Here is a 21,096-nt window from a genome sequence, read left to right on the forward strand (position 1 = left end):
CCATCCCCATTATCCGTACCGGCCGAGAGGGTCGCGCCATCCGGAACACCGGAGATCGTGACCGTCAGCGTCTCGCTGGAATCTGTTAGCCCGGCGTCGATATCGAGCGCGATGGCTGAATCTTCAGAACCGCTGGCGTCCGCAACATCCAAAGTCGGAGCATCCGCCGTACCGCCAACATCGACGGTAAGTTCTTCCATCACGACGGCGGTGTCATCGCCGTCGGTGGTCGATACCAGAACGGTCAGGTTGATTTCGCCGCTGAAGTCATCCGCAGGCGTGATCGTCAAACCTTCGAGCTGTTCAGGCGTGAGCGACCATGTGCCGTCCCCGTTATCGGTACCAGCCGACAAGCTCGCCCCGTCAGGGACACCCGAAATCGTGATGGCCAGACTTTCACTGTCGTCAAGAAGCTCGGTATCAATACTAAGCGCGATGGCGCTGTCTTCAGAACCGCTGGCATTTGAGACATCAAGGGTCGCGCCATCGGCAACACCGGCAACATCAACCGTCATGATCGAGCTGCTTGATGCCGTTGTCCCGTTGCTTTCGCGGCTGGTCGCCGTCACGCTAAGGTCGAAACTGCCGCTGAAATCGTCGGCTGGCGTGATGGTAAGCCCCGCAAGCTGGCCAGCTGAAAGCGACCAGGTTCCATCGCCATTATCGGTACCCGCCGACAGGGTTGCGCCATCTGGAACACCGGAAATAACGATTGTGAGCGTCTCATTGCCGCCATCAAGATCATTCAGGGCCGCAGAAACATTAAGTGAAATCGCGCTGTCTTCCGAGCCACTGACATCACCGGCCACAAGGTCAGGCGCATCGGCAACTTTGGCAGCTTCGACAACATCTTCGACGATGTCGTCAACTATATCGTCTTGCGTGTCCGCGGTCTCGTCGAGAGCTTGCTCCTCAGCCTCCGCGTCGACCTCAGCAGCCTGCTCTTCGGTCGGCACGACATTCGGGTTAAGGCTTTCACGGCCTTCACGGCCGGGAACGTCCCGTTCACCGCGCAAATCTGTTGTATCGTTGGTTGAGAGGTTGCTTTCGGGCAGGTCAACCGTGCTGGGATCGGATTTGAGCGATACATCATCCGCACCCGCCGCACCGGCACTGGAATCAGCTGTGCCTGCACCCGTGTCGACGTTGCGATCAAACTCGGCCTGCTCAGCCTGAGCTATGGTTTGCTTTTCGGTGGCTTCAGCAGCCTGACTACGTTCCTGACGCTGACTGGATGCGTTGCGCCGACGGAAGGTTTGCTGTTGCTCGCCCTGTGGGTTAAAGACCTGATTGCCGTAGTGGACAGATCCTAATTCCTGATCGGGCACGCTGGGGGCATTGGCCTGATCATCATGCAGCTCAACCAGCTCTTCGCTTTCGTCACCCTGATCATCACCGCGCAACAAATCATTCGGTGCATCTTCTTGATTGAAGTCACCGTTGCCACTGTCACGTGCGTTTTCAGTTTCGCGAGGATCGTCCGCCATTCACCCACTCTCCGTAAAGTGCGAGATGGATACACCCACCCCACACATTCTATACATTAGTATAGATTCCCTGATTTAAACCAGAGAAATGTGCGGCCGGGCAGTAGAAATGAGCATTTCATTTCCAGCGGGACCAATTAAATGCTCATCGTTCAGAGAACGCCTGATCAAGCGAGACATAAACCGGTTTCAGCAGATACTGCAGAAGGGTCCTCTCCCCGGTCTGAATATCCGCCTGAACGGTCATCCCGGGTATGATCTTTTGAGCAGAAGCCCCCTCACCGACAGAGTCAGCGTTAAGAGCAACTTTACCTTTATAATACGGTTGTCCATCTTCGTCTACAAAAGTAGAGGCCGATATCGATACCAATTCACCCTTGATACCACCATATCGTATAAAGTCGAAGGCACTGACTTTGACCGTGACCGGCTGACCCAAATGCACATGTCCGATATCCTCGGTCGAAATGCGGGTTTCCGCAATCAGCACATCATCCGCCGGGACCAGTTCCATCACCACCTGTGCCGGCGCAATCACCCCGCCAATGGTTGAGAATTGAAGCCCCTTGATATAGCCACGCGCAGGCGCCACGATTTCAAGTCGCGCGACACGATCACGTAATTTCCGCAAGGTTTCGCTGGCCTGTGCAATCTCACCGCCAAGACGACCAAGCTCTGTAATCGCTTCTTCGCGTTGACTTTTTTCCAACTCATTAAGCCGCAAGTTTGCTTCGGCGATGGTTTCGCGTGCACGTGCCTTTTCGGCAATCACCCCCGAAAGGCTGCCCTGTGCCTCGTTCAGTTCACGCTGAATATTGAGGAAAAGCACCTTGGAGTTCAGCCCCTGCTCATAAAGCGACCGACGCATGGTAACTTCCTGATTTAGCAGGCCAAGCGATTTGCGAAGGGTGGCTTCCTGCTCGCTCAGTTGTGCCAACTCCGCATTGCGTTCCTTGATCTGAACCTGAAGAATTTCGGTCTGATTGGCATCAAGTTCAGTCTGGATATTATAGATTTCCTGCTGATTGAGCGCCAATTCAGGATACTGCCCCAGCATTGTCGAAAAATCAGGCACGCGGCCTTCGGCCAGTGCGCGATAGCGTTCAGCTTCCAGACGTAAGTTGCCAAGTTTGGTTTCGGTTTGCGAAAGCTCCGCCTGTGCTGATTCGGGCTTAAGGCGGATTAAAACCTGCCCTTTTTCAACCAGATCACCATCGCGGATCATGATTTGATCAATGATTCCGCCTTCAAGATGCTGGATTTTATTGACCGCACCGGTTGGCATGACCTGACCAAATGTGATGGCGGTTTCCTTGATTTGCGTTGTCGCTGCCCATGCAATCAGGGCCAGAAAACCGACCGAAAGCATAATCAGAGCGGACCGCACAAAGATCGAAATCCCACCTTCTTCAAGCAATACCGCATGCGACAAATAGCGCGCCATACGTCGTGAACGACGGAACCGCTCGATCGCAGTATTCTGAACTGCCACGTCACTCATAGGTAGCCTCCGTCTATCACTTGCTGCTTGATCCGTTCGGGCGGCGCATCGCCGCGCAACTGTCCGGCCTCAAGTACAAGTATGCGATCGGCCAGATCAAGATGGCTTGGCCGATGGGTAATTAGGAAGATGGTCGAACCGCCCCGCAAACGATTGATCGTATGCTGAAACGCCCGATCTGCTTTTTGGTCCAGACCATTGGTCGGCTCATCAAACAAAATGACCGGGGCTTCGCGAACAAATGCACGCGCCAAGGCAAGGCGCTGCAGGAAGCTTGCGGAAAAGCGCGAAGAATGCTGATCACCGACACGTGTCGAGAAACCCTTGGGCAGATTTTCGACATCCTGCAAAACACCAGCCGACATACAGGCCATCCGCAAATCATCCTGTGATGCTACCGGGTTCGCCAAACGCAGGTTTTGCGCAATGGAGCCGCGGAAAAATTCGATATCCTGCGGCACATATGAAATCGCCTGACGCAGGTTTTGCGGATCCATCTGGCGAATATCGGCCCCATCAATCAAAACCGCACCAGCCTGGGGTTGATACATCCCCGCCACCAGCTTGATCAGCGATGACTTACCTGCACCATTTGCCCCGACAACGGCAATGACCTGTCCCGGTTTAATATCAAAATTAACCCCGACAAGTGCCGGGTCTGACTCCGGGCTATAGCGGAAACTGACGCGTGAAAAACTGACAGCCCCGGCAAAACGACGCTGATCAACGGAACGCGGCACCAAGTCACCTTCGGGCGCAATCGTCATAAGCCGGTTAATCTGGCGCACACTGCCGCGCAATTGCGCCAACCGCGGCATACCGATAAAGGCCTGATTGATCGGGCCAAGAACACGCCAAGCCAACATCATCGATGCCACAAGGGCACCGACACTCATTTGGGCATTCATCACCTGATAGGCCCCGAAGGCCAACACCAGCGCGCCAGATGAAATCATAAGAATCTGGGCCAGCGTATTGATCACGTTATTGACCATCGAAACCCGGAAACCGGCATATGCCGTATCGGCAGAAATTTCGCGAAACCGCGACAACCAGCGTTTTTCTGACGCGGTATATTTCAGGGCCGACATCTTTCCGACCGTTTCGACCAGAAATTCCTGACGGTTGGCACCATTGCGCCCAAGCTCCGACACCCGACGAGAAACGATGGGGAAGGATATAAGGCCAATCAGGACAAAAACGCCAATCAGCGCAATCGGGACCATGGCAAGCCAGCCGCCGAGATAGAACATCACAATCAAAAAGATCGGCACAAACGGCATTTCAAGCATCACCATGGCCATCGGACCGGTGAAAAACTCGCGCACACTTTCAAAATCACGGATACGCGAAATCTGGACCCCAACTGGTGCGCGTTCGGTGAATGCCGGCGGCAGTGCTAGCAACCGTTCAAAGATCGCCCCACTGACCAAGGTATCCAGTCGCGCCCCAAAATGGCTGACGATCTGGCTGCGCAATGTGCGCAGCACCCACGTCATGATCAGGATGATGCCAATACCAATTGAAAACTGGATCAACATTGAAATCGACCGCGTCCCAATCACGCGATCATAAATGCCCATCACGAAGATCGGCGTCGCCAATGCCATGATGTTGAGCACAAAGGTAATCAGTAACAACTGATACCCAAGCTGTGAAAACCGCGTCGCAATACCGCCAAACCAGCCGCGCTTGTCATCTTCAAAATAACGTTCGCGACGGTTTGCGCTGCTGAACTGATAGAGCCTGCCGGGCAAGGACGATGCCTTGATCACTATCTCACGGTCGGTGCCGCCGTCATACACCCGAATGCCGTTTGCTTCCGGACGAATGACAACCAGTGCGGTGCCATTATCTGGCACAAACAGACACGGCATCAGACGGTCATCAATCTGGCTAAACACCACATCGATTTCGCGTGACTGATAATTCAAATGTGCCAGAACATTGCGAAAATCAGTCAGATCAAGCGCCTGATCCATATGTGGCAAAGCTTCGGCAACCTGACGGGGCAAGCCGCGCCATCCCAAGGCCTGAAGCAACGGCCAAAGACAGGCATCAAAGTCCGACTGCGAATCTGTGCTGGCAAGGCCCATGCGGTAGTTTTGGGCAAATTCCATGTTGTCGATATTCATGACGGCGCCCCCGCCTTAACAGAGACAGTGCCTTTTGAGCCCACCTTTGCGACCCGTTGGTTGGTCCGCTTAAGAACCGGTACAAGACGTTGATCAACCAGGCGGTATTGCTTGTTGGCCAGCGCAATCAATGACGGTCGGTGTGACACCATCACAAGCGTGCAATGTTTCTTCAATTCCAGCATCAGACTGGTCATGATGTTGTCACCCGCGATATCAAGCGAGCTATTGGCTTCGTCAAACAGCACAATACGGGGATAATCAATCAACGCACGGGCAACGGCGATCCGCTGTTTCACCCCGCGCGGCAGGGTTTCCGATGCCTGCCCGCCCACTTCGGTGTCATAGCCGTGCGGCATGCGCATGACGATATCATCAAGCCCAAGGCGGCGGGCAATTTCGACCACACGTTCAACGCCGATGTCCTTGCGAAAACCGGTGATGTTTTCAATGATCGTCCCTTTGAACATCACGCCATGTTGCGGCAGATAGGCAATCTGGCGACGAATGGATTCAGAACTGTAGTTACCGATTTCCCTGCCATCAAGCAGGATTTCCCCATGATCCGGACGCAACGCCCCCATCAACATCCACAGCAACGTGGTTTTACCGGTCCCGTTGTCACCGGTAATGGCAACAGATTCACCCGGCTCAATCACCAGATCAAGACCATCAAACACCTTTTTGCCATCGCCGTGCGCAAAGGACACATTGAGCAGCTCAATCTTGCCATCAAGCAACGGCATCTCGGGCGAGCCATCATCGTCTTCTGGTTCTATTTCAAATAGTTCCTGACAGCGCTGCCGCGCCACCCGGATATTCTGAAACTGGGTCCAAAGGCTCATGGCGCGCTGAAGGGGCTGAATAGATCGCCCGGCCAGCATGGTGCAGGCCGCAAGCCCCCCAACCGTCAGATCCGCATCAATCACCAGAACACTGCCAACCGCGGCAACCAGAACCATGGTCATCATTGAAAATGTCGCACTGGCATTGACGGCCGCGTGGGCGGAACGTGCCGCGACAAGGTCGTCCTCGGCGCACTGAACCTGAAGCTGCTCATGACGACGGATCATCAAGTTTTCCATCGCCATCGACTTGATCGTATGTACCCCGGTAAGGGTTTCGATAATGAAATTATAGCGCCGCTCATCAGACTGGCTACGCTGATCAAGCGCCTTGCGCAATTGCCGTCCCAGCACGAGTGCCGTGATAAAAAACGCAATCAGAATGCCCAGCGGAACCGCAACAAGCACCCCACCGATCACCGCAATCAGGCCCAGGAACAGAACAATGAACGGCAAGTCGATGACGGCCCCAATCGCCTGACCAGAATAGAAATCACGCAACATATTCAGGCTATTAAGGCGCTGCAAATGTAACCCGGGGGCGGTTTTGTCATAATCAGTCAAGCTTGCTGACAGCAGATGCCCAACAGCGGCCTGTGAACTGCGATGTTCAAACTTTGCTGCGGACAACGAAGAGATATAGGCCCGTCCCAAACGCAAAATGGCCTCGATCATCAACGCAGCCATCACACCAAGGATAAGCAAGGTCAGTGTCGGGATCGAGTTATGCGGCAACACACGGTCATAAACTTGCAGCAAGGTAATCGGCAACGCCAGTGACAACAGGTTGATCACCAATGCGGCAACCAACAAGGCAAAGCGGCCTGTCTGCAAATGCGACAATGTCCCGATATTCAATGCGGGATGTCGTCTGGCGTGACGTGTCATAGGGCCGACATACTCCGTGACTCAAAATCCATACCACCCAAAAGGCGATTAACTATACCATTAGATAGGATCAATAGCCGATCCCCTTCTCACTGGCAAGAAATTCCTGATCTGCGTACAACCCGATACTAATGGTTACCACACAGTATAATACACGCTCTCATTACTATGTTCGCGTATTAGCCTGTCGTAGATCACAACGGGTTGAAAGAATCACATCAATTTCACTGATTTTAGGAGTCTTCGTCATCGCCCCGTAAACGATCAAGCGCACGTCTTTCTGCCTTTGTCGGCCGTCCGGAACCTGCTTCACGCGCGCCTACAGGGGCCGTGCGAATATCAGACGCAGCTTCCTTTTTTGCCACGCGCGGCGGGGAATGATCGGTATAAAGCGCCTGTGCCTCAGGGGCGGGTCCGCGACGTTCACCAAGTGCGACCACTTCGACCACACGAAGATGCGGCCCCTGAAAGAATTGCAGATGATCGCCCACCGATACCGTCGCACTGGACTTGGACACCGAGTGACCGTTCACCACAATATGGCCCGCCTGGCAGGCTTTGCTGGCAAGTGACCGCGTTTTATAAAACCGTGCGTGCCACAACCATTTATCAACCCGAAGCTTTTCTGCAAGTTCCGTCACGACCGTCTCGGTTCCCGTATCATTGATCAAACAACATTTAACGCAACAGGCCTTCAAACGCAAAACGGCGACCCAAAAGGATCGCCGTTCTGGAAATTCATATGCTACGCGATCAGCCTTTGGCTTCAAGCATTTCCTTGAGCTTGGCAAAGGGCGAGTCTTCGTTGATCTTGTTTTCTTTCGCCGGTGCAGGATTGCGCCCACCCGGTTTGCCAGAACGATCACCGTTACCACCGCCACGGTTCGGACGATTACCACCCTTACCTTTTGGTGCGCCTTTGCCGCCGCGTGCGTCCTGACGCGGACCGCGCTGACCACGACCAGCAGCACCACCGCCGCGCTTGCGACGATCAACCCGGACGAAGAATTTAACTTCGACCAGTTCATCACCATCCGCGTCGGTTTCAACCGGCTTTACATCGGCAGCGTCTTCACCAGCACCAGCACCCACCTCAGCCTTGGCAACAACAGGTTCAGCCGCTGCTTCTGGCTCTTTGGCGACTTCTTCGGCTTTCGCCTCGACAGATGCTTCTGCTGCTTCTGCTGCTTCTGCTTCGGCTGGTGCTTCTGCATTTGCAGCAGGCTCAGCAGCATCCGCCTTGACGGCATCCTTGGCTGCATCAGCATTTTCTGCTTTCGCAGGTGCTGGTGCATTTTTCTCGGCGTCTTTGGCTTCAAGTGTCGATTTCTTGACCTTGGTCACCTCGGCACGCCAGCCAAGTGCGGTAAACACGCCTTCAGCCTGTTCGACCGTACAGCCCAGAAGTGACAGAAGATCGGGATCAGGACGGACTTTGCCGTCGTTTTCCCGTGCCTTCTGACGCAGCAACGCGGCAAAGCGTTCGAGCATATCGACACGTGCGGCCAACGGCCCCACCGGCATATAGCCAGCCGCCAGATAGAACCCCTTGGAGTTCGCACGGTCATTGGGTACCGATGTGCGGCCAGCAGGCGGCAACTCTGGCAATGCATCAAGTTCGCGCGCAACGGCCCAAAGAATGCCGCGCAGCTCAACCGGATCGGGCTTAAGCGCGTCAAGCACATGGACGGTTTCAACCCCCAAACGTACGCCAAGCTTGGCAAGCGCCTTACGGTCTTCGTCCGACAAATCCTTGACCAGGCTTTCAAGTTCCGAACGCGGAACACAGCCCAGACCTTCGTTCAGCTGGAACAAAAGACCCCGAATAGGCCCGGAAAGCTGACAGTCACGCAGACGGGTCAGCATTTTAAGCCGTGTTTCGATATGGGAATTGATGAAATTCTGCAGACGTGTTCGCACACGTTCGCGGGTCGGACCGTCAAAGAACTCGCTGTCGATCACATGGATCTCAGGAGACAGAACCGTGTCACCTTTTTTCAGCACGCCAACCTGCGCACCGCTCCAAATGACATCGAGCTGCCCATTCACCGAGAATTTATCGTCTTCATCGGTTTCAAGTTGTTTGACGCGCTGGGCGATTTCGCCTGTCAACGCGCGACGTGCGGCACTGGCAATTGCCTTGCCTTCGAAAGCAGCATCGGTTTCATCAGCGATGAAACGGAATCCTTCAAGACGGCCGACAAATTCACCTTCGACCTGTACTTCACCATTCGCAGTGATGGTAGACATGAGTTCAGACTTGTCCTTGAGACTTTTCAATAAAACCGAAGTTCGTCTATCGACGAACCTTTGGGTCAGGCGTTCATGTAGCACATCTGACAGCTTGTCCTCAATGGCACGTGTACGTTCCTGCCAATGATTGGCATCTTCGAGCCAGTGATGCTTATGCGATACATATGTCCAGACGCGAATACCTGCCAAACGTGATGATAACTGATCGATATCACCATCATAACGATCCAGACGCAAGACTTGTTCGCCCAACCAGTCGATTGGCAGTCTGCTTCCGGGTTTCGCCAGATAACGATAGATAGATGTTAGCAGCCTTGGATGCGTATCGGTATGGATATTTCTAAAGTCGGGAATCTGGCAGACTTCCCACAGCAATTGCACCCGATCCGGTGCTGTTGCAATCCGTGCAACGTCTTCGTTCTGGGCCAGATGCTCCAACATAATTTCATCGACCGGCTCGCGCGCCAAAATCAGGGACGGGTCTACTGACCGTCGACGCAATGATTTTTGCAGCGCATCGATGCTGCGAAATTCAAGTCGCGCATTGCGCCAGAACACTTTTGCTAGCGGCTCAAACTCGTGGGACTCGATTTGTTCGATGATGTCAGGATCGATCCCCGAAAGGTTGCCCGTCACCCCGAACGACCCGTTATTCATGTGGCGTCCGGCACGTCCGGCAATCTGTGCGGTTTCCGCCGCCGAAAGCGACCGGTTGAATTTACCATCATACTTGTGCATGGCGGCAAAGGCGACATGGTCAAGATCAAGGTTAAGCCCCATGCCGATTGCATCCGTTGCAATCAGATGTTCAACATCACCATTCTGGAACATTTCAACCTGGGCATTCCGGGTCCGCGGGCTCAACGCACCAAGGACGACCGCCGCCCCGCCTTTTTGACGGCGCACCAGTTCGGCAACCGCATAAACTTCCTGTGCCGAAAACGTCACAATGGCTGACTGAGCAGGAAGACGCTGGATTTTCTTGGCCCCGTTATAGGTCAAGGTTGAAAATCGCGCACGCGTATCAAATTCGACATTGTCAACCAGTTTTCGGATCACCGGACGGATGGTTTCCGCCCCCATAAACATGGTTTCCGAACGTCCACGTGCATGCAACAGCCGGTCGGTAAACACATGCCCGCGTTCAGGATCGGCGCACATCTGGATTTCATCAACACCCAGAAATTCGACCTGCTTGGCCACCGGCATGGCCTCGACCGTACACATGAAATAACGGGCTGTTTTGGGCAGGATGCGTTCTTCGCCGGTAATCAGCGCAACCGCACCCTTGCCGACCTTGGCCACCGCACGGTCATAATTTTCGCGCGCCAAAAGACGCAGCGGGAACCCGATCATCCCGGTCGTATGTGCCAACATCCGTTCCATGGCCAGATGAGTCTTGCCGGTGTTGGTCGGCCCCAATATGGCAAGGATACGAGGACCGGATCGGGTTGAAATCTGCATCAAACTCTTTCAATGGACTGCCCAATGATCCGGGCCGCCCCATTCATCTGGCCTTTCAACACTCGAACCGCTGGAATGTCAAGCATTCAGCCCGCAGCCTCCCATGCGTCCGACGCAGGACCAAACAGTCTGTGGGGGAATTACGGTGTGTCGGGCTCGTCCATCTCAAGCAATCTGGCCCCCGGCCCGGCCTGTGCCAACTCATCATAAGGGTTGCGCAAGGGACAGTCGGAAATTGACAGACACCCACAACCGATACATTGCCCCAATTGATCCCGAAGCCGGGTCAATTGATCAATCCGTTCATTCAGATCATCGCGCCATTGCGATGACAGCTTTGCCCAGTCCTCGGCTGTTGGCACCGTATTGCGTGGCAATTTATCAAGGGCTGCCCCAATTTCTGCAAGCGGAATACCCGTTTTCTGCGCCACCTTGATAATCGCAAGCTTCCGCAGGATACCGCGATGAAAACGGCGTTGATTGCCATCGGTCCGGATGGAACTGATCAGGCCTTTACGCTCGTAAAAATGAACGGCCGAGACGGAAATTCCGCAACGGCGTGCAACATCACCAACACTTAAATAACGCTGTAATGGTCCGACTTCCGCCATTTTCAATTCCCCTGCCTGTGACAAACAGGATGTGTATCTTCCTGCTTGACCTGAACTATAGTTAAGGTTTTATAGCATTACTCCTTGTTGCGAAAATATCAAGGAGTCAAACCCGTGAAAGAGACATTCAATCTTGCTGTCATTTACGGCAGTGCGCGCGAAGGACGGTTCTGTGACACGGTCGCGAACTGGACTCTAGAAACCCTGAAAAAAGACCCCGAGCTGTCCGTTGAAACGATTGATCCTGCTGTTCTTGACCTCCCGTCACGTCATGTTGACGACCAGCATCCGGGCATTGCGGAACTGCACACGGCCTTGAGCGAGGCTGACGCCTTCATCGTCGTCACCCCGGAATATAATCACAGCTTTGCCGGCGAGCTTAAGTTGCTGATTGATGCCGCTAAACCGCAATGGCGGCGCAAACCGCTGGCATTCATATCCTATGGCGGGATGTCTGGCGGCTTGCGCGCTGTTGAACAGTTGCGCCTTGTCTTTGCCGAACTGCATGTTGTCACCATGCGCGACGTGGTCAGTTTTGCCAATGTTTGGGACCTGTTTGACTCCCAAGGGCAGCCAATCAACGCCACCAGCAGCGAAAATGCCCTGAACCACATGGTCGGTGACTTGAAGTGGTGGGCAACAGCCCTTCGAAATGCCCGCTATCCGGATGCACAACAAGCATCACGGGCACCGCAAAAGGTGCTGGAGGTTTGTGCGTGAGTGATCCCCATCAAACACCGGTGGATGAAATCATCACCATCAGTCAGGTTACGCCAAAACCCGGCCAATATGATGCCTTTGTCACGCTTCAGACAGCATTTCAAACCCGCGTCGCCCCGGAAATCGACGGCCTTCTTGGCGGGCGTTTGTTCCTTGGGGACGACGGCAAAACGCTTGTCATCATGTCCCGTTTTCGATCTCGCGCGGACCTGAACAACTGGACGTCATCCCCCCGGTTTGCCGAGCACATGCTTCGTGTCCGGCCAATGATTGAACCGGCGAACCCCGGTCGGTTCACCGTCCTTTACCAGTCAGGCAACGTTTAAGCCCACGCACATTATCCTGTGCAAGCGATGCAATTGCGTTTCGGAAATCCCTTGGATCTTCCCCCATGGACCTGCCCCCTTGCGCCACCCGCCGATGGGGACTGTTCCGAAACACAAAACGGGGCGACCAACCGGTCGCCCCGTCCTTTATTTAATCCCAACAGGGACCTTAATGGTTCCGCATCTTATCGGCATATTCCTTGAGCTGTCGACGGGCGGCCTGAAAACTGTTTTTAAGTGCGATGTAGACATCCTCATGGGCGTGGTCGGCACTGTCGCGTTTCACCATGATTTCCTTGCCCGGCACATGGATGCCGAAATGCACGGCAAAGCGATTTCCGTGTTTATGAGACGCATGTGGACGTTCGACAATGACATGACAACTGGTCATGCGATCAAAGGTGTCTTCGAGTTTTTGCACCTTGTAATGAATACGCTCATCAAGCGCATCTGACTGATCAACATCGCGATAGGTGATCTGAACGGGAACGTTCATGATACGGCCTCCTGTTATACAGCCTTGGACGTGTAGCAGGGCATTGCACCCCACCGTTTCACCCCGGATGCTTTTCAACACCGGGACATTTGGGAACGCATATTGTGTGGTTTGCGCGCCCCCGGAAAAAACCGTCTATAACTATACTTAGGATAGAGGACTTGCGCTGCAAGGTGCCTTGACGCATATCAAGCACGGCTTATGCTTTAACCCTTTGAGTTGCTGAACCTTCTGCCAATATCGGGGATGGTCAGTAGATGATTGAAATACAGGAGAAAAAAGAGGTCATGACGGAAGAAAAAATGCGGTTCGAGGCCGAGGTTAGCCGACTGCTCGATATCGTTGTCCATTCGCTTTATTCCAACAAGGACATCTTCCTGCGCGAGCTGATTTCAAACGCATCCGATGCGTGTGACAAGCTGCGCTATGAAGCAATTGCCAATCCGGATCTGCTTGCAGGGGATGCTGACTTCAAGGTCCGCCTGCTGACCGATGACGTTCGTAATGTTCTGACGATTGCCGACAACGGGATCGGGATGAACAAGGAAGACCTGATTGACAACCTCGGCACCATTGCCAATTCCGGCACCGCCAAATTCCTCGATGCTGTTGCCAAATCCGACGCGCCAAAAGATGTTGATCTAATCGGTCAGTTTGGGGTCGGATTTTATTCGGCCTTCATGGTCGCTGGCAAAGTCGATGTCGTCAGCAAAAAAGCCGGTGAAGATCAGGCGTGGAAATGGTCATCAGACGGCAAAGGTGAATACACCATCGCCGAGACCGAAATGGAAGGCCACGGCACGCAAATCACCCTGCATCTGACCGATGAATACAAAGAATTCACCGACGAACACCGCCTGAAACACATCGTCAAAACCTATTCCGATCATATCGGCATTCCGGTTGTTCTGATGAAGGGCGACGGGGACGAGACGCTGAACGAAGCGTCCGCCCTTTGGACCCGTCCAAAATCGGAAATCACCGAAGAACAATACAAAGAGTTTTACAAACATAACTCGCACGCCTTCGATGATCCGTGGAAAACCATCCATTACCGCGCCGAAGGTGCGATTGAGTATACCGGCCTTCTTTATCTGCCAACCATGCGTCCGTTCGATCTGTATGAGCCACAGCGCAAAGGCCATCTGAAACTTTACGTGCGCAAGGTGTTCATCACCGAGGGTGCCGATGACCTGCTGCCGCCATGGCTTCGCTTTGTGTCTGGCGTGGTTGACAGTCAGGACCTTCCGCTCAACGTCTCGCGTGAGATGCTTCAGCACAATCCGGTTCTGACCAAAATCAAAAACGGCCTGACCAAGAAAATCCTGTCCGAACTTGAAACAGCGGCGAAAAAAGATGCCGACGGGTTCGAAACCTTCTGGGAAAACTTTGGCGCAGTCGTCAAGGAAGGCCTGTATGAGGATCCGTCAAACCGCGACCGTATCCTCAAGATCGCCAAATTCCGCTCGACCAAGGATGATGGCTGGACCACGCTTGCCGACTATGTCGAACGCATGAAGGATGGCCAGAAGGCGATTTACTACATCAGCGGCGAAGACATCGAGGCCCTTAAACGCAGCCCACAGCTTGAAGGCTTTGCCGCCAAGGGCATCGAAGTCCTGCTTCTGACCGATCCCGTTGATGAATTCTGGCTGCCATCGGTTGGCCAGTTTGACGAAAAAGACTTCAAATCCGTCACCCGTGGCGGTGCTGACCTGAATGACGTTAAGGCCGATGACAAAGACGATGCCAAGGACGACAAAAAGGACGATGCCGCAAGTGACGCATCCCTTGATGCGCTGATTGCATCGATCAAGATCGCCCTTGGCGACGGGATCAAGGACGTTCGGGAATCAGATCGCCTGACCAGTTCGGCCTGCTGCCTGATTGCCGATGAAACCGGCATGGATTTGCGCATGGAACGTCTGATGAAACAGCACAACCGTGTGGATCAAATCAGCCCGCGTATCCTTGAAATCAATGCCAAGCACAGCCTGATCAAAAAGCTGTCAGACATTGCGATTAAGGATGCCAAGGCCCCGATCCTGAATGACGCCGCCCTGCTTCTGCTTGATCAGGCCCGCATTCTCGAGGGCGAGGCGCTTCCTGATCCGGTCAATTTTGCACGTCGGTTGGATTTGATCATGGAAAAGGGTTTGGGCGCCTAACCCACCCCGCTTTCCAATGAACATGTAAAACGGCGCGTCAAAAGATGCGCCGTTTTCTTTTGGATTTATGCAAAATTTAAAATGCTTATTTACCAAGACCGTTCATAAAGACCCACATACAAGACAGACCAGAACCCGTCGGGAAGGCCCAAACCACCATGACTGCGATGATGAACTGGCAAAAACTGCTCTCGCCTGCGCGCCTTGGATCGCATCATTCCAATGTCGGGACCTTTGGCCGGTCCGATTTTCACAAGGATTATGACCGGATCATCTTTTCCGCAGCGTTCCGGCGCCTGCAGCGCAAGACGCAGGTGCATCCGCTGCCCGAAAATGACAATGTTCATACAAGGCTCACCCACAGCCTTGAGGTCTCCTGCATCGGGCGATCATTGGGCCTGATGGTCGGTCATCGATTGCACGAAAACGGAAGCCTTCCGGCATCGATCGAACCCGATCACATGGCCGCGATTGTTCAGGCTGCCGCCCTTGCCCATGACATCGGAAATCCGCCATTTGGCCACGCGGGTGAATATGCCATTCGTCAGTGGTTTGAAGATGCCGCACCGGAATATACATCATCACTTAGCCCGGAACAGTTTGCCGACTTAACCACCTATGAAGGCAATGCACAGGGGTTTCGTCTTCTGACCAACAAACGGACTGGTCTGTATGATGGCGGCATGCGACTGACCTATGCGACGCTGGCAAGCTTCATCAAATACCCTTGGTCGGCCGCCGGAAGCCCCTTCCCGCAAAAGAAGAAATTCGGAGCTTTTCAAAAGGAATTCGCCCTGCTCGAAGAAGTCGCCGAGGCGACAGGCCTTATCCGTACGCACGCGCAAGCCTTTTGCCGCCACCCGCTTGTTTATCTGGTCGAGGCCGCCGATGATGTTTGCTACGCCCTGATTGACATCGAAGACGGGGTTGAACTTGAACTGGTTGATTTCACGGTTCTCGAAAACATGCTTTTGCCGTGCATTTCCGAAGACCTTCCGGCCGAATATCGCCGCGAAATCAACATCAGCCGCAAAATTTCGTTCCTGCGCGGTAAAATCATAACCGGGTTGCTCGATGCATTGGTCGATGCGTTCGTTGCCAACGAAGAAGCCCTTCTGGCCGGCGAATGGAAAGGCGAGCTTCTGGCCTCTGCTACTGGCCCCTATAACGAGCTGATCACAACGGCCAAGTCATTTTCTGAAAAGCAAATCATCCTCAACCGGCGCAAGGTTCAGATCGAGGTCGGGGCATTCGCCCACCTTGAAACCCTGCTTGATACCTTCTGCCGTACTGCCTTTGATGTGCATCACGCCACATCTGACGCCGATATTCCCTACCGGGCCGGGCGGGTGCGCGAATTGATCGGCACCGACGCCATGCCGATTGGCGCATCCCTGTACGATCTTTATCTGGTGATCCTTGATTACGTCTCGGGCATGACCGATGATTTTGCCGCCCGGCTTGCGCGCGACATTGGTGGCGGGCAGCACTGACCCATGTGGTTGCTTGGTCCTTTTATTGCCCGCTATCGGCGCAGAACCGCATTCTTTGTAGCCGCCGCCTTGGCCGCCATTGTTTACGGCCTTGTTGAACAAAGCACGCGCCCGGAAATACAGGCATGGTATTGGCCGACCATTTCAGGTGCGATGACCTTTATCCTGACCCGATTTATCGTTTCGCGCATTCTTGCGCGCTTTGTCGGCAGTGTGCAGCGTCATTTGCGTTAGGGGTCAGCACCAATAAAAAGGCAGGCTCGAAAGCCTGCCTTTAACGTTTGGATGTCTGGATTTCTGCATCATTCAAAACGCGATGCCGTCAGGATCGATTATTCCTGACCGCCACCCATGGCGCTGCTGATTTTCTTGTCAGTGTTATACTGACTAAGCGCATAGACAGCCCAGATCGCGGCTGGAACCCAGCCAACAAGCGTGATCTGCAAAATCAGGCAGATAATCCCGGCAAAAGGCCGTCCAATGGTAAAGAACAGTAACCAGGGCAGAAGAAGTGCGATCAAAAGACGCATGGATGAAATCCCCTTTGATGTGGGACGGCGTTACATGCCGTCTTCGAAAGTAACAGTCACGACGCGATTGCCTTGTTCGGCAACACCGTCCGCAGTTGATACCGGAACATTGGCTTCGCCGCTGATGCTAATGGCAAGCTTGCTTGCCGGTACACCAGCCGCACGCAATGCGCTAACAACCGCATCAACACGCGATTTGGCAAGAATGTCGTTATACATTGCATCGCCAGCACGGTCAGCATAGGCAACCAGACTGATCATTGCCGGATTGTATTTGGCATAGGCTTCTGCAATGCCGTCAACAACCGACATACCTTTGCTGTCGATTTCAGATTTGTCGAACCCGAAATAGACATTCATCGGAACCGGCATTGCCATTGGCATTGCTTTGGCGACCGGGCTGGTATCAATTTCGGCCTGAACAATTGCCAGCGCCTGATAGAAGGCAGAACGGCAATTGTCGATGTCTTCCTGCTGGATGTTTTCTTCGAGTTCCTGCATCCAGCAATCGAAGCTCGTCTGCGCGCGTGCAGCAGGCGATGCTGCCTTGTCACGTCCACCACCGTCAAGTGCGGCAAGAAGGTCAGCACGGGCAACTTCAATTTCGCCCATTGAGCCTTCTGGCAAGGTACGCTCGGCAATCATCTGCGGACCACTATCCTGTCCGGCAGCGGCCATTTTCGAACGGCTGGTGAAATACCGCGCGTCAGCCCAGTCGGCCTCGTCATACTCGGCCTGTGCCAGATCGGCGTAATTCTGGTGAAGGGCTGCGTCAAAAGCCGACCCTTCGTCGGCCATGTCACGTACCCCGGGAATATTCATGTTCGCGCACGCGCTAAGAAATGCAGCGGCGGATACAACGGCAAGCAGTTTAGCTTTCATCGGTATTACTCCTTGTCTGACCGACAATCAGGTCCCAAACCCATTTCATTATCGCGAATATGGTGGCATCTGTTTTTTTCGATACCTTGCACATCCGCTATGATGGCCATTTTGGCCTTTTGTTTTTTTCCGATGTCGTTCTTGCAGTCGATCAGATCATTTCCAATCTGACCCCGAATTCTGACCCGGCAAAACGCCCGGATCAAACGCCCCAAGACAACATGCTTCCTGGATATAACTATCCCTATTCAGAGATATATAGAAGTCGAATTCATGAAAAAAAGCAGTGGGATAGAGAAAATTCACATTCTCATAACACCGAACATCCGAGGTTGACCGGATACAACCAGCAATTTCCAAGCGCCCAGACCATTAGACACTCAAGATATACACCGTCCATTTTTACCCATAAAAAATGGCCCGACACGTCATTTTACGTATCGGGCCATCTTTATTCTGATCATCTCTTGTTACGAGACGGACAATTATTCGGCCTTGTCAGAAGATCCACCAAACAGACCTTTGACAGCACCACCAAGCGCATCTGCGCCATCTTTGATCTTGCCGCCACTGCCGCTGGCGGCACCGCCAACAGCGCCCATCACACCTTTGCTAAGGTCGCCAACGCCCTGCATCAAGCCGTCAACATTCAGGCTTGAAACCGACTTGAACACTGACGTGTTGATTGCAGTCAGGATTTCACCGGCCACCTCGGCCGGGGTGGCACCATTGTCTTCCTTGCCAACATCTTTGAGATGGATTTCCGGCAAGCCAACCGACATCTTCTTACCCTGCAAGAAGCCTGCGGAAACACTTACGTCACCATCACGGATATAAACGTTATCAATGATAACCTTTGTCCCAGATGCATTTTCCGAAGAAGCATCCTCAGGACCATCAGCCCCGCCCGCACCGGTCGGCCCTGATACACGCTGAACAAAACTTTCAACATTGCGCTGAATGGTGGCGATGTTTGACGTGTTGTTGCCAAGTTCATAGGTCACGCTGGGTGCTGCAATGATAACTTCGATAACCCGAATGGTGGCGCTGGTAAGCGTCGATCCATCAAGTCGGACCGAAATATTGCCAAGCGAGAACGCGTAATCGGTATTGAACCCATCCGGGTTGCCAACAATCAACCCATTGATTGCGGCCGAATCCTGTGTGGTATCAATCGCAACACTATCCACCGACACATCGGCCAGTGTCACACGTGTGCCCGCCTCTTCGATCGTGGATTTGACGATATTGTCGAGATTGACATACACATAAACAAGCCCCGCAACGACGATCAAAACGATCACCGTCAGACCAATCAGTATCTTTTTCATTGCCCGTATCCTGCCTTGTTTGTCACCGAAACAGTGCGCCCTTCAGAAGATGGGCACAATTCCAGCCTTGTTCAACCATAAGAGTTGCGCCGTTCGACGCGACAATCAAGTTATTTCCCATGACAAAACAGCGGGCTAGGTTTCCCCTGCCCGCTGCTGTCAGTGCCACTTAACGTCTGAACGTCAAAGATTGAATTCAACCACGACAGGTGCGTGATCCGATGGCTTTTCCCAATCACGGGCCAGATCATACACCGAGGCTGTCCGGGCTGTTCTCGCCATGTTTGGCGTCATCCAGACATGGTCAAGGCGCCGCCCCTTGTTACTCGCCCGCCAATCGCGCGCGCGATAGCTCCACCAGCTAAACAGCTTTTCGGGTTCCGGTACGACTTCACGCACCGCATCAATGAAATCGCCGGACTGGCGGAACTTTTCAAGGATTTCAACTTCGACCGGCGTGTGGCTAACCACACGCAGCAGTTTCTTATGCGACCAAACGTCATTTTCCGATGGCGCGATATTGAAATCGCCAACCAGAATCGCGCGACGGTTTGGGTCGCTTGCGCGGCGATCCGCCCACCAACTGGTCATTTCTTCAAGAAACGACAGTTTGTGGGCGAACTTCACATTAATCGCCGGATCGGGTTCATCGCCACCTGCCGGGATATAGAAGTTATGCAGTTCAACCCCGTTCTCAAACTTCGCCATGCAATGACGGCGGTCTTCCTTGCCACAGAAATGTTTGATGTCGGTTTCAACGAACGGCAAACGCGATACGATGGCCACACCGTTATAGCTTTTCATGCCGTGATTATGGCGATGGACATATCCGGCGGCCTCGAATGCGTCATGCGGGAAATGCTCATCGGGGCATTTCAGTTCCTGCAAACACAGCGCATCTGGCTGCTGGTCCTCAAGAAACTTAACCACCTGCTCAATGCGCAGACGAACGGAATTGATATTCCAGCTTACAATTTTCAAAACGGGCTCCGTTTTATCTTTCTCGGGATGGTGTGGGATGGAATCGGCTTCTGACCCGAAATCCCAAAACACAAAGAACTACGTCAGCGTCACGGAAAGTTCGGCCACATCGGCAATGACCAAATCCATGCGATCCCCCCGAACAACCTGACCAACACCCTCGGGCGTTCCAGTAAACAAAAGATCGCCGGGTTTCAGTTCAATCAGGGTCGACAAATGCACAAGCGCATCGACCACCGGCCAGATCATTTTTGCTGTCGTGTCATCTTGGCGGACCGTCCCGTTAACAGACAGTTTCAAATTGGTAGCATGCGGATTGCCCGCATCGGACTTTGGCCTGATCGCTGAAACAACCGCACAACCATCAAACGATTTCGCCATATCCCATGGCAAACGGCGTTCTTTGAGGTCGGCCTGTACATCGCGTCGGGTCATATCAAGCCCGGCGGCATATCCGAAAATCGCGTCTTCGACGGCCACACGGTCAAGGTCCTTGCCCCCGCGTGACAAGGCCACCACAAGTTCACCCTCATAGTGCAAATCTTCTGTCGCGGACGGATATGGCAAATCACCATTGCCGACAACCAGGCAATCGGTCGGTTTCATGAATATACAAGGCGGGGTATCAGACGGATCGGATCCCATTTCGCGCACGTGATCAGCATAGTTTTTACCAATGCAGAAAATGCGGTTTACTGCAAACAGTTGATCGGAATTTGCAATTGGAATGGTGGTTGGTTCGGCAGCAGGAAAAATCAAATCCATGGTGGCCTCCTTTGATCAGGATATCTTTGCCATACTGATAGCTAAGCCACGGGCAAAAGGAAATCCCCGACCACCCCCAAGGGAAATAAAAACAGAACATCTCCTGCCAATTCCTGTCAGGAACCAGTAAAGGCGGCCTGCCACATCAGCAAACCGAGCAATATTCTCAAAGCTTGGTTCAAAGGATTGTTTTTAATAAAGGCCAAGAATGCAATGTCAC

General features: G+C 53.3%; 18 protein-coding genes. 5 read left to right on the forward strand and 13 right to left on the reverse strand.

Annotated elements, in window-relative coordinates; all coding sequences use genetic code 11:
• From AMM48_RS11415 to soxR, 7 genes are all read right to left on the reverse strand, one after another.
• Window positions 1–1,487: hypothetical protein (locus AMM48_RS11415; RefSeq protein WP_198413528.1), on the reverse strand; the 1,487-nt coding region annotated here is incomplete at its 3' end.
• 145 nt (window positions 1,488–1,632) lie between these two features.
• A complete protein-coding gene (locus AMM48_RS11420; RefSeq protein WP_102784149.1) occupies window positions 1,633–2,988 on the reverse strand; it encodes an HlyD family type I secretion periplasmic adaptor subunit in 1,356 nt (451 codons plus the stop codon).
• Window positions 2,985–5,123, reverse strand: a complete 2,139-nt coding sequence (locus AMM48_RS11425; protein ID WP_102784150.1) for a peptidase domain-containing ABC transporter — start codon at window positions 5,121–5,123, stop codon at window positions 2,985–2,987. The genes AMM48_RS11420 and AMM48_RS11425 overlap by 4 nt, the downstream gene beginning before the upstream one ends.
• Window positions 5,120–6,856, reverse strand: a complete 1,737-nt coding sequence (locus tag AMM48_RS11430; protein WP_244271205.1) for a peptidase domain-containing ABC transporter — start codon at window positions 6,854–6,856, stop codon at window positions 5,120–5,122. The genes AMM48_RS11425 and AMM48_RS11430 overlap by 4 nt, the downstream gene beginning before the upstream one ends.
• A 233-nt stretch (window positions 6,857–7,089) precedes the next feature.
• Window positions 7,090–7,497, reverse strand: a complete 408-nt coding sequence (locus AMM48_RS11435; RefSeq protein WP_102784492.1) for an RNA-binding S4 domain-containing protein — start codon at window positions 7,495–7,497, stop codon at window positions 7,090–7,092.
• 112 nt (window positions 7,498–7,609) lie between these two features.
• Complete coding sequence (locus tag AMM48_RS11440) at window positions 7,610–10,573, reverse strand: helicase-related protein (protein WP_102784151.1); 2,964 nt, start codon at window positions 10,571–10,573, stop codon at window positions 7,610–7,612.
• 140 nt (window positions 10,574–10,713) lie between these two features.
• Entirely contained in the window at window positions 10,714–11,184 is a 471-nt protein-coding gene (gene soxR, locus AMM48_RS11445) for a redox-sensitive transcriptional activator SoxR (protein WP_101304909.1), read from the reverse strand.
• A 114-nt stretch (window positions 11,185–11,298) separates the two neighbouring features.
• Between soxR and AMM48_RS11450 the strand changes: the two genes are divergently transcribed.
• Window positions 11,299–11,904, forward strand: coding sequence for an NAD(P)H-dependent oxidoreductase (locus AMM48_RS11450; protein ID WP_102784152.1), 606 nt, complete (start codon window positions 11,299–11,301; stop codon window positions 11,902–11,904).
• Window positions 11,901–12,230, forward strand: a complete 330-nt coding sequence (locus AMM48_RS11455; protein WP_158246464.1) for an antibiotic biosynthesis monooxygenase — start codon at window positions 11,901–11,903, stop codon at window positions 12,228–12,230. The genes AMM48_RS11450 and AMM48_RS11455 overlap by 4 nt, the downstream gene beginning before the upstream one ends.
• Window positions 12,231–12,399: 169 nt before the next feature.
• Here the strand turns inward: AMM48_RS11455 and AMM48_RS11460 are convergent, their stop codons facing one another.
• Window positions 12,400–12,726 carry an HPF/RaiA family ribosome-associated protein gene (locus AMM48_RS11460; protein WP_102784154.1) on the reverse strand — a complete coding sequence of 109 codons (327 nt, stop codon included), beginning with the start codon at window positions 12,724–12,726 and terminating at the stop codon, window positions 12,400–12,402.
• 287 nt (window positions 12,727–13,013) lie between these two features.
• Between AMM48_RS11460 and htpG the strand changes: the two genes are divergently transcribed.
• From htpG to AMM48_RS11475, 3 genes are all read left to right on the forward strand, one after another.
• Window positions 13,014–14,894, forward strand: a complete 1,881-nt coding sequence (htpG, locus tag AMM48_RS11465; RefSeq protein ID WP_102784493.1) for a molecular chaperone HtpG — start codon at window positions 13,014–13,016, stop codon at window positions 14,892–14,894.
• Window positions 14,895–15,052: 158 nt separating this feature from the next.
• Complete coding sequence (locus AMM48_RS11470) at window positions 15,053–16,387, forward strand: deoxyguanosinetriphosphate triphosphohydrolase (protein WP_244271206.1); 1,335 nt, start codon at window positions 15,053–15,055, stop codon at window positions 16,385–16,387.
• Between the two features lie 3 nt (window positions 16,388–16,390).
• A complete protein-coding gene (locus AMM48_RS11475) occupies window positions 16,391–16,621 on the forward strand; it encodes a hypothetical protein (protein ID WP_102784155.1) in 231 nt (76 codons plus the stop codon).
• 98 nt (window positions 16,622–16,719) lie between these two features.
• Here AMM48_RS11475 and AMM48_RS11480 read toward each other — a convergent pair whose 3' ends face one another.
• The 5 genes from AMM48_RS11480 to AMM48_RS11505 all read right to left on the reverse strand — a co-directional run bounded on the left by AMM48_RS11480 (window position 16,720) and on the right by AMM48_RS11505 (window position 20,876).
• The gene (locus tag AMM48_RS11480; protein WP_102784156.1) at window positions 16,720–16,917 is read right to left on the reverse strand and encodes a YqaE/Pmp3 family membrane protein; all 198 of its coding nucleotides are present in this window, start codon (window positions 16,915–16,917) and stop codon (window positions 16,720–16,722) included.
• A gap of 30 nt (window positions 16,918–16,947) precedes the next feature.
• Window positions 16,948–17,799 carry an OmpA family protein gene (locus AMM48_RS11485; protein WP_102784157.1) on the reverse strand — a complete coding sequence of 284 codons (852 nt, stop codon included), beginning with the start codon at window positions 17,797–17,799 and terminating at the stop codon, window positions 16,948–16,950.
• 485 nt (window positions 17,800–18,284) lie between these two features.
• The gene (locus AMM48_RS11495; RefSeq protein ID WP_102784159.1) at window positions 18,285–19,130 is read right to left on the reverse strand and encodes a hypothetical protein; all 846 of its coding nucleotides are present in this window, start codon (window positions 19,128–19,130) and stop codon (window positions 18,285–18,287) included.
• A gap of 183 nt (window positions 19,131–19,313) precedes the next feature.
• A complete protein-coding gene (xth, locus tag AMM48_RS11500) occupies window positions 19,314–20,111 on the reverse strand; it encodes an exodeoxyribonuclease III (protein ID WP_102784160.1) in 798 nt (265 codons plus the stop codon).
• Window positions 20,112–20,189: 78 nt separating this feature from the next.
• Window positions 20,190–20,876, reverse strand: a complete 687-nt coding sequence (locus AMM48_RS11505; protein WP_102784161.1) for a fumarylacetoacetate hydrolase family protein — start codon at window positions 20,874–20,876, stop codon at window positions 20,190–20,192.
• Window positions 20,877–21,096 lie beyond the last annotated feature (220 nt).

The organism is Thalassospira sp. GB04J01, from assembly GCF_000751115.1.
GTDB lineage: Bacteria > Pseudomonadota > Alphaproteobacteria > Rhodospirillales > Thalassospiraceae > Thalassospira > Thalassospira lucentensis.

Coding starts and splice junctions, on each gene's coding strand:
- AMM48_RS11420 (WP_102784149.1), bottom strand. CDS start 2,988: ATGAGTGACGTGGCAGTTCAGAATACTGCGATCGAGCGGTTCCGTCGT.
- htpG (WP_102784493.1), top strand. CDS start 13,014: ATGACGGAAGAAAAAATGCGGTTCGAGGCCGAGGTTAGCCGACTGCTC.
- AMM48_RS11485 (WP_102784157.1), bottom strand. CDS start 17,799: ATGAAAGCTAAACTGCTTGCCGTTGTATCCGCCGCTGCATTTCTTAGC.
- AMM48_RS11475 (WP_102784155.1), top strand. CDS start 16,391: ATGTGGTTGCTTGGTCCTTTTATTGCCCGCTATCGGCGCAGAACCGCA.
- AMM48_RS11425 (WP_102784150.1), bottom strand. CDS start 5,123: ATGAATATCGACAACATGGAATTTGCCCAAAACTACCGCATGGGCCTT.
- AMM48_RS11430 (WP_244271205.1), bottom strand. CDS start 6,856: ATGACACGTCACGCCAGACGACATCCCGCATTGAATATCGGGACATTG.
- AMM48_RS11460 (WP_102784154.1), bottom strand. CDS start 12,726: ATGAACGTTCCCGTTCAGATCACCTATCGCGATGTTGATCAGTCAGAT.
- soxR (WP_101304909.1), bottom strand. CDS start 11,184: ATGGCGGAAGTCGGACCATTACAGCGTTATTTAAGTGTTGGTGATGTT.
- AMM48_RS11470 (WP_244271206.1), top strand. CDS start 15,053: ATGACTGCGATGATGAACTGGCAAAAACTGCTCTCGCCTGCGCGCCTT.
- AMM48_RS11495 (WP_102784159.1), bottom strand. CDS start 19,130: ATGAAAAAGATACTGATTGGTCTGACGGTGATCGTTTTGATCGTCGTT.
- AMM48_RS11505 (WP_102784161.1), bottom strand. CDS start 20,876: ATGGATTTGATTTTTCCTGCTGCCGAACCAACCACCATTCCAATTGCA.
- AMM48_RS11480 (WP_102784156.1), bottom strand. CDS start 16,917: ATGCGTCTTTTGATCGCACTTCTTCTGCCCTGGTTACTGTTCTTTACC.
- AMM48_RS11440 (WP_102784151.1), bottom strand. CDS start 10,573: ATGCAGATTTCAACCCGATCCGGTCCTCGTATCCTTGCCATATTGGGG.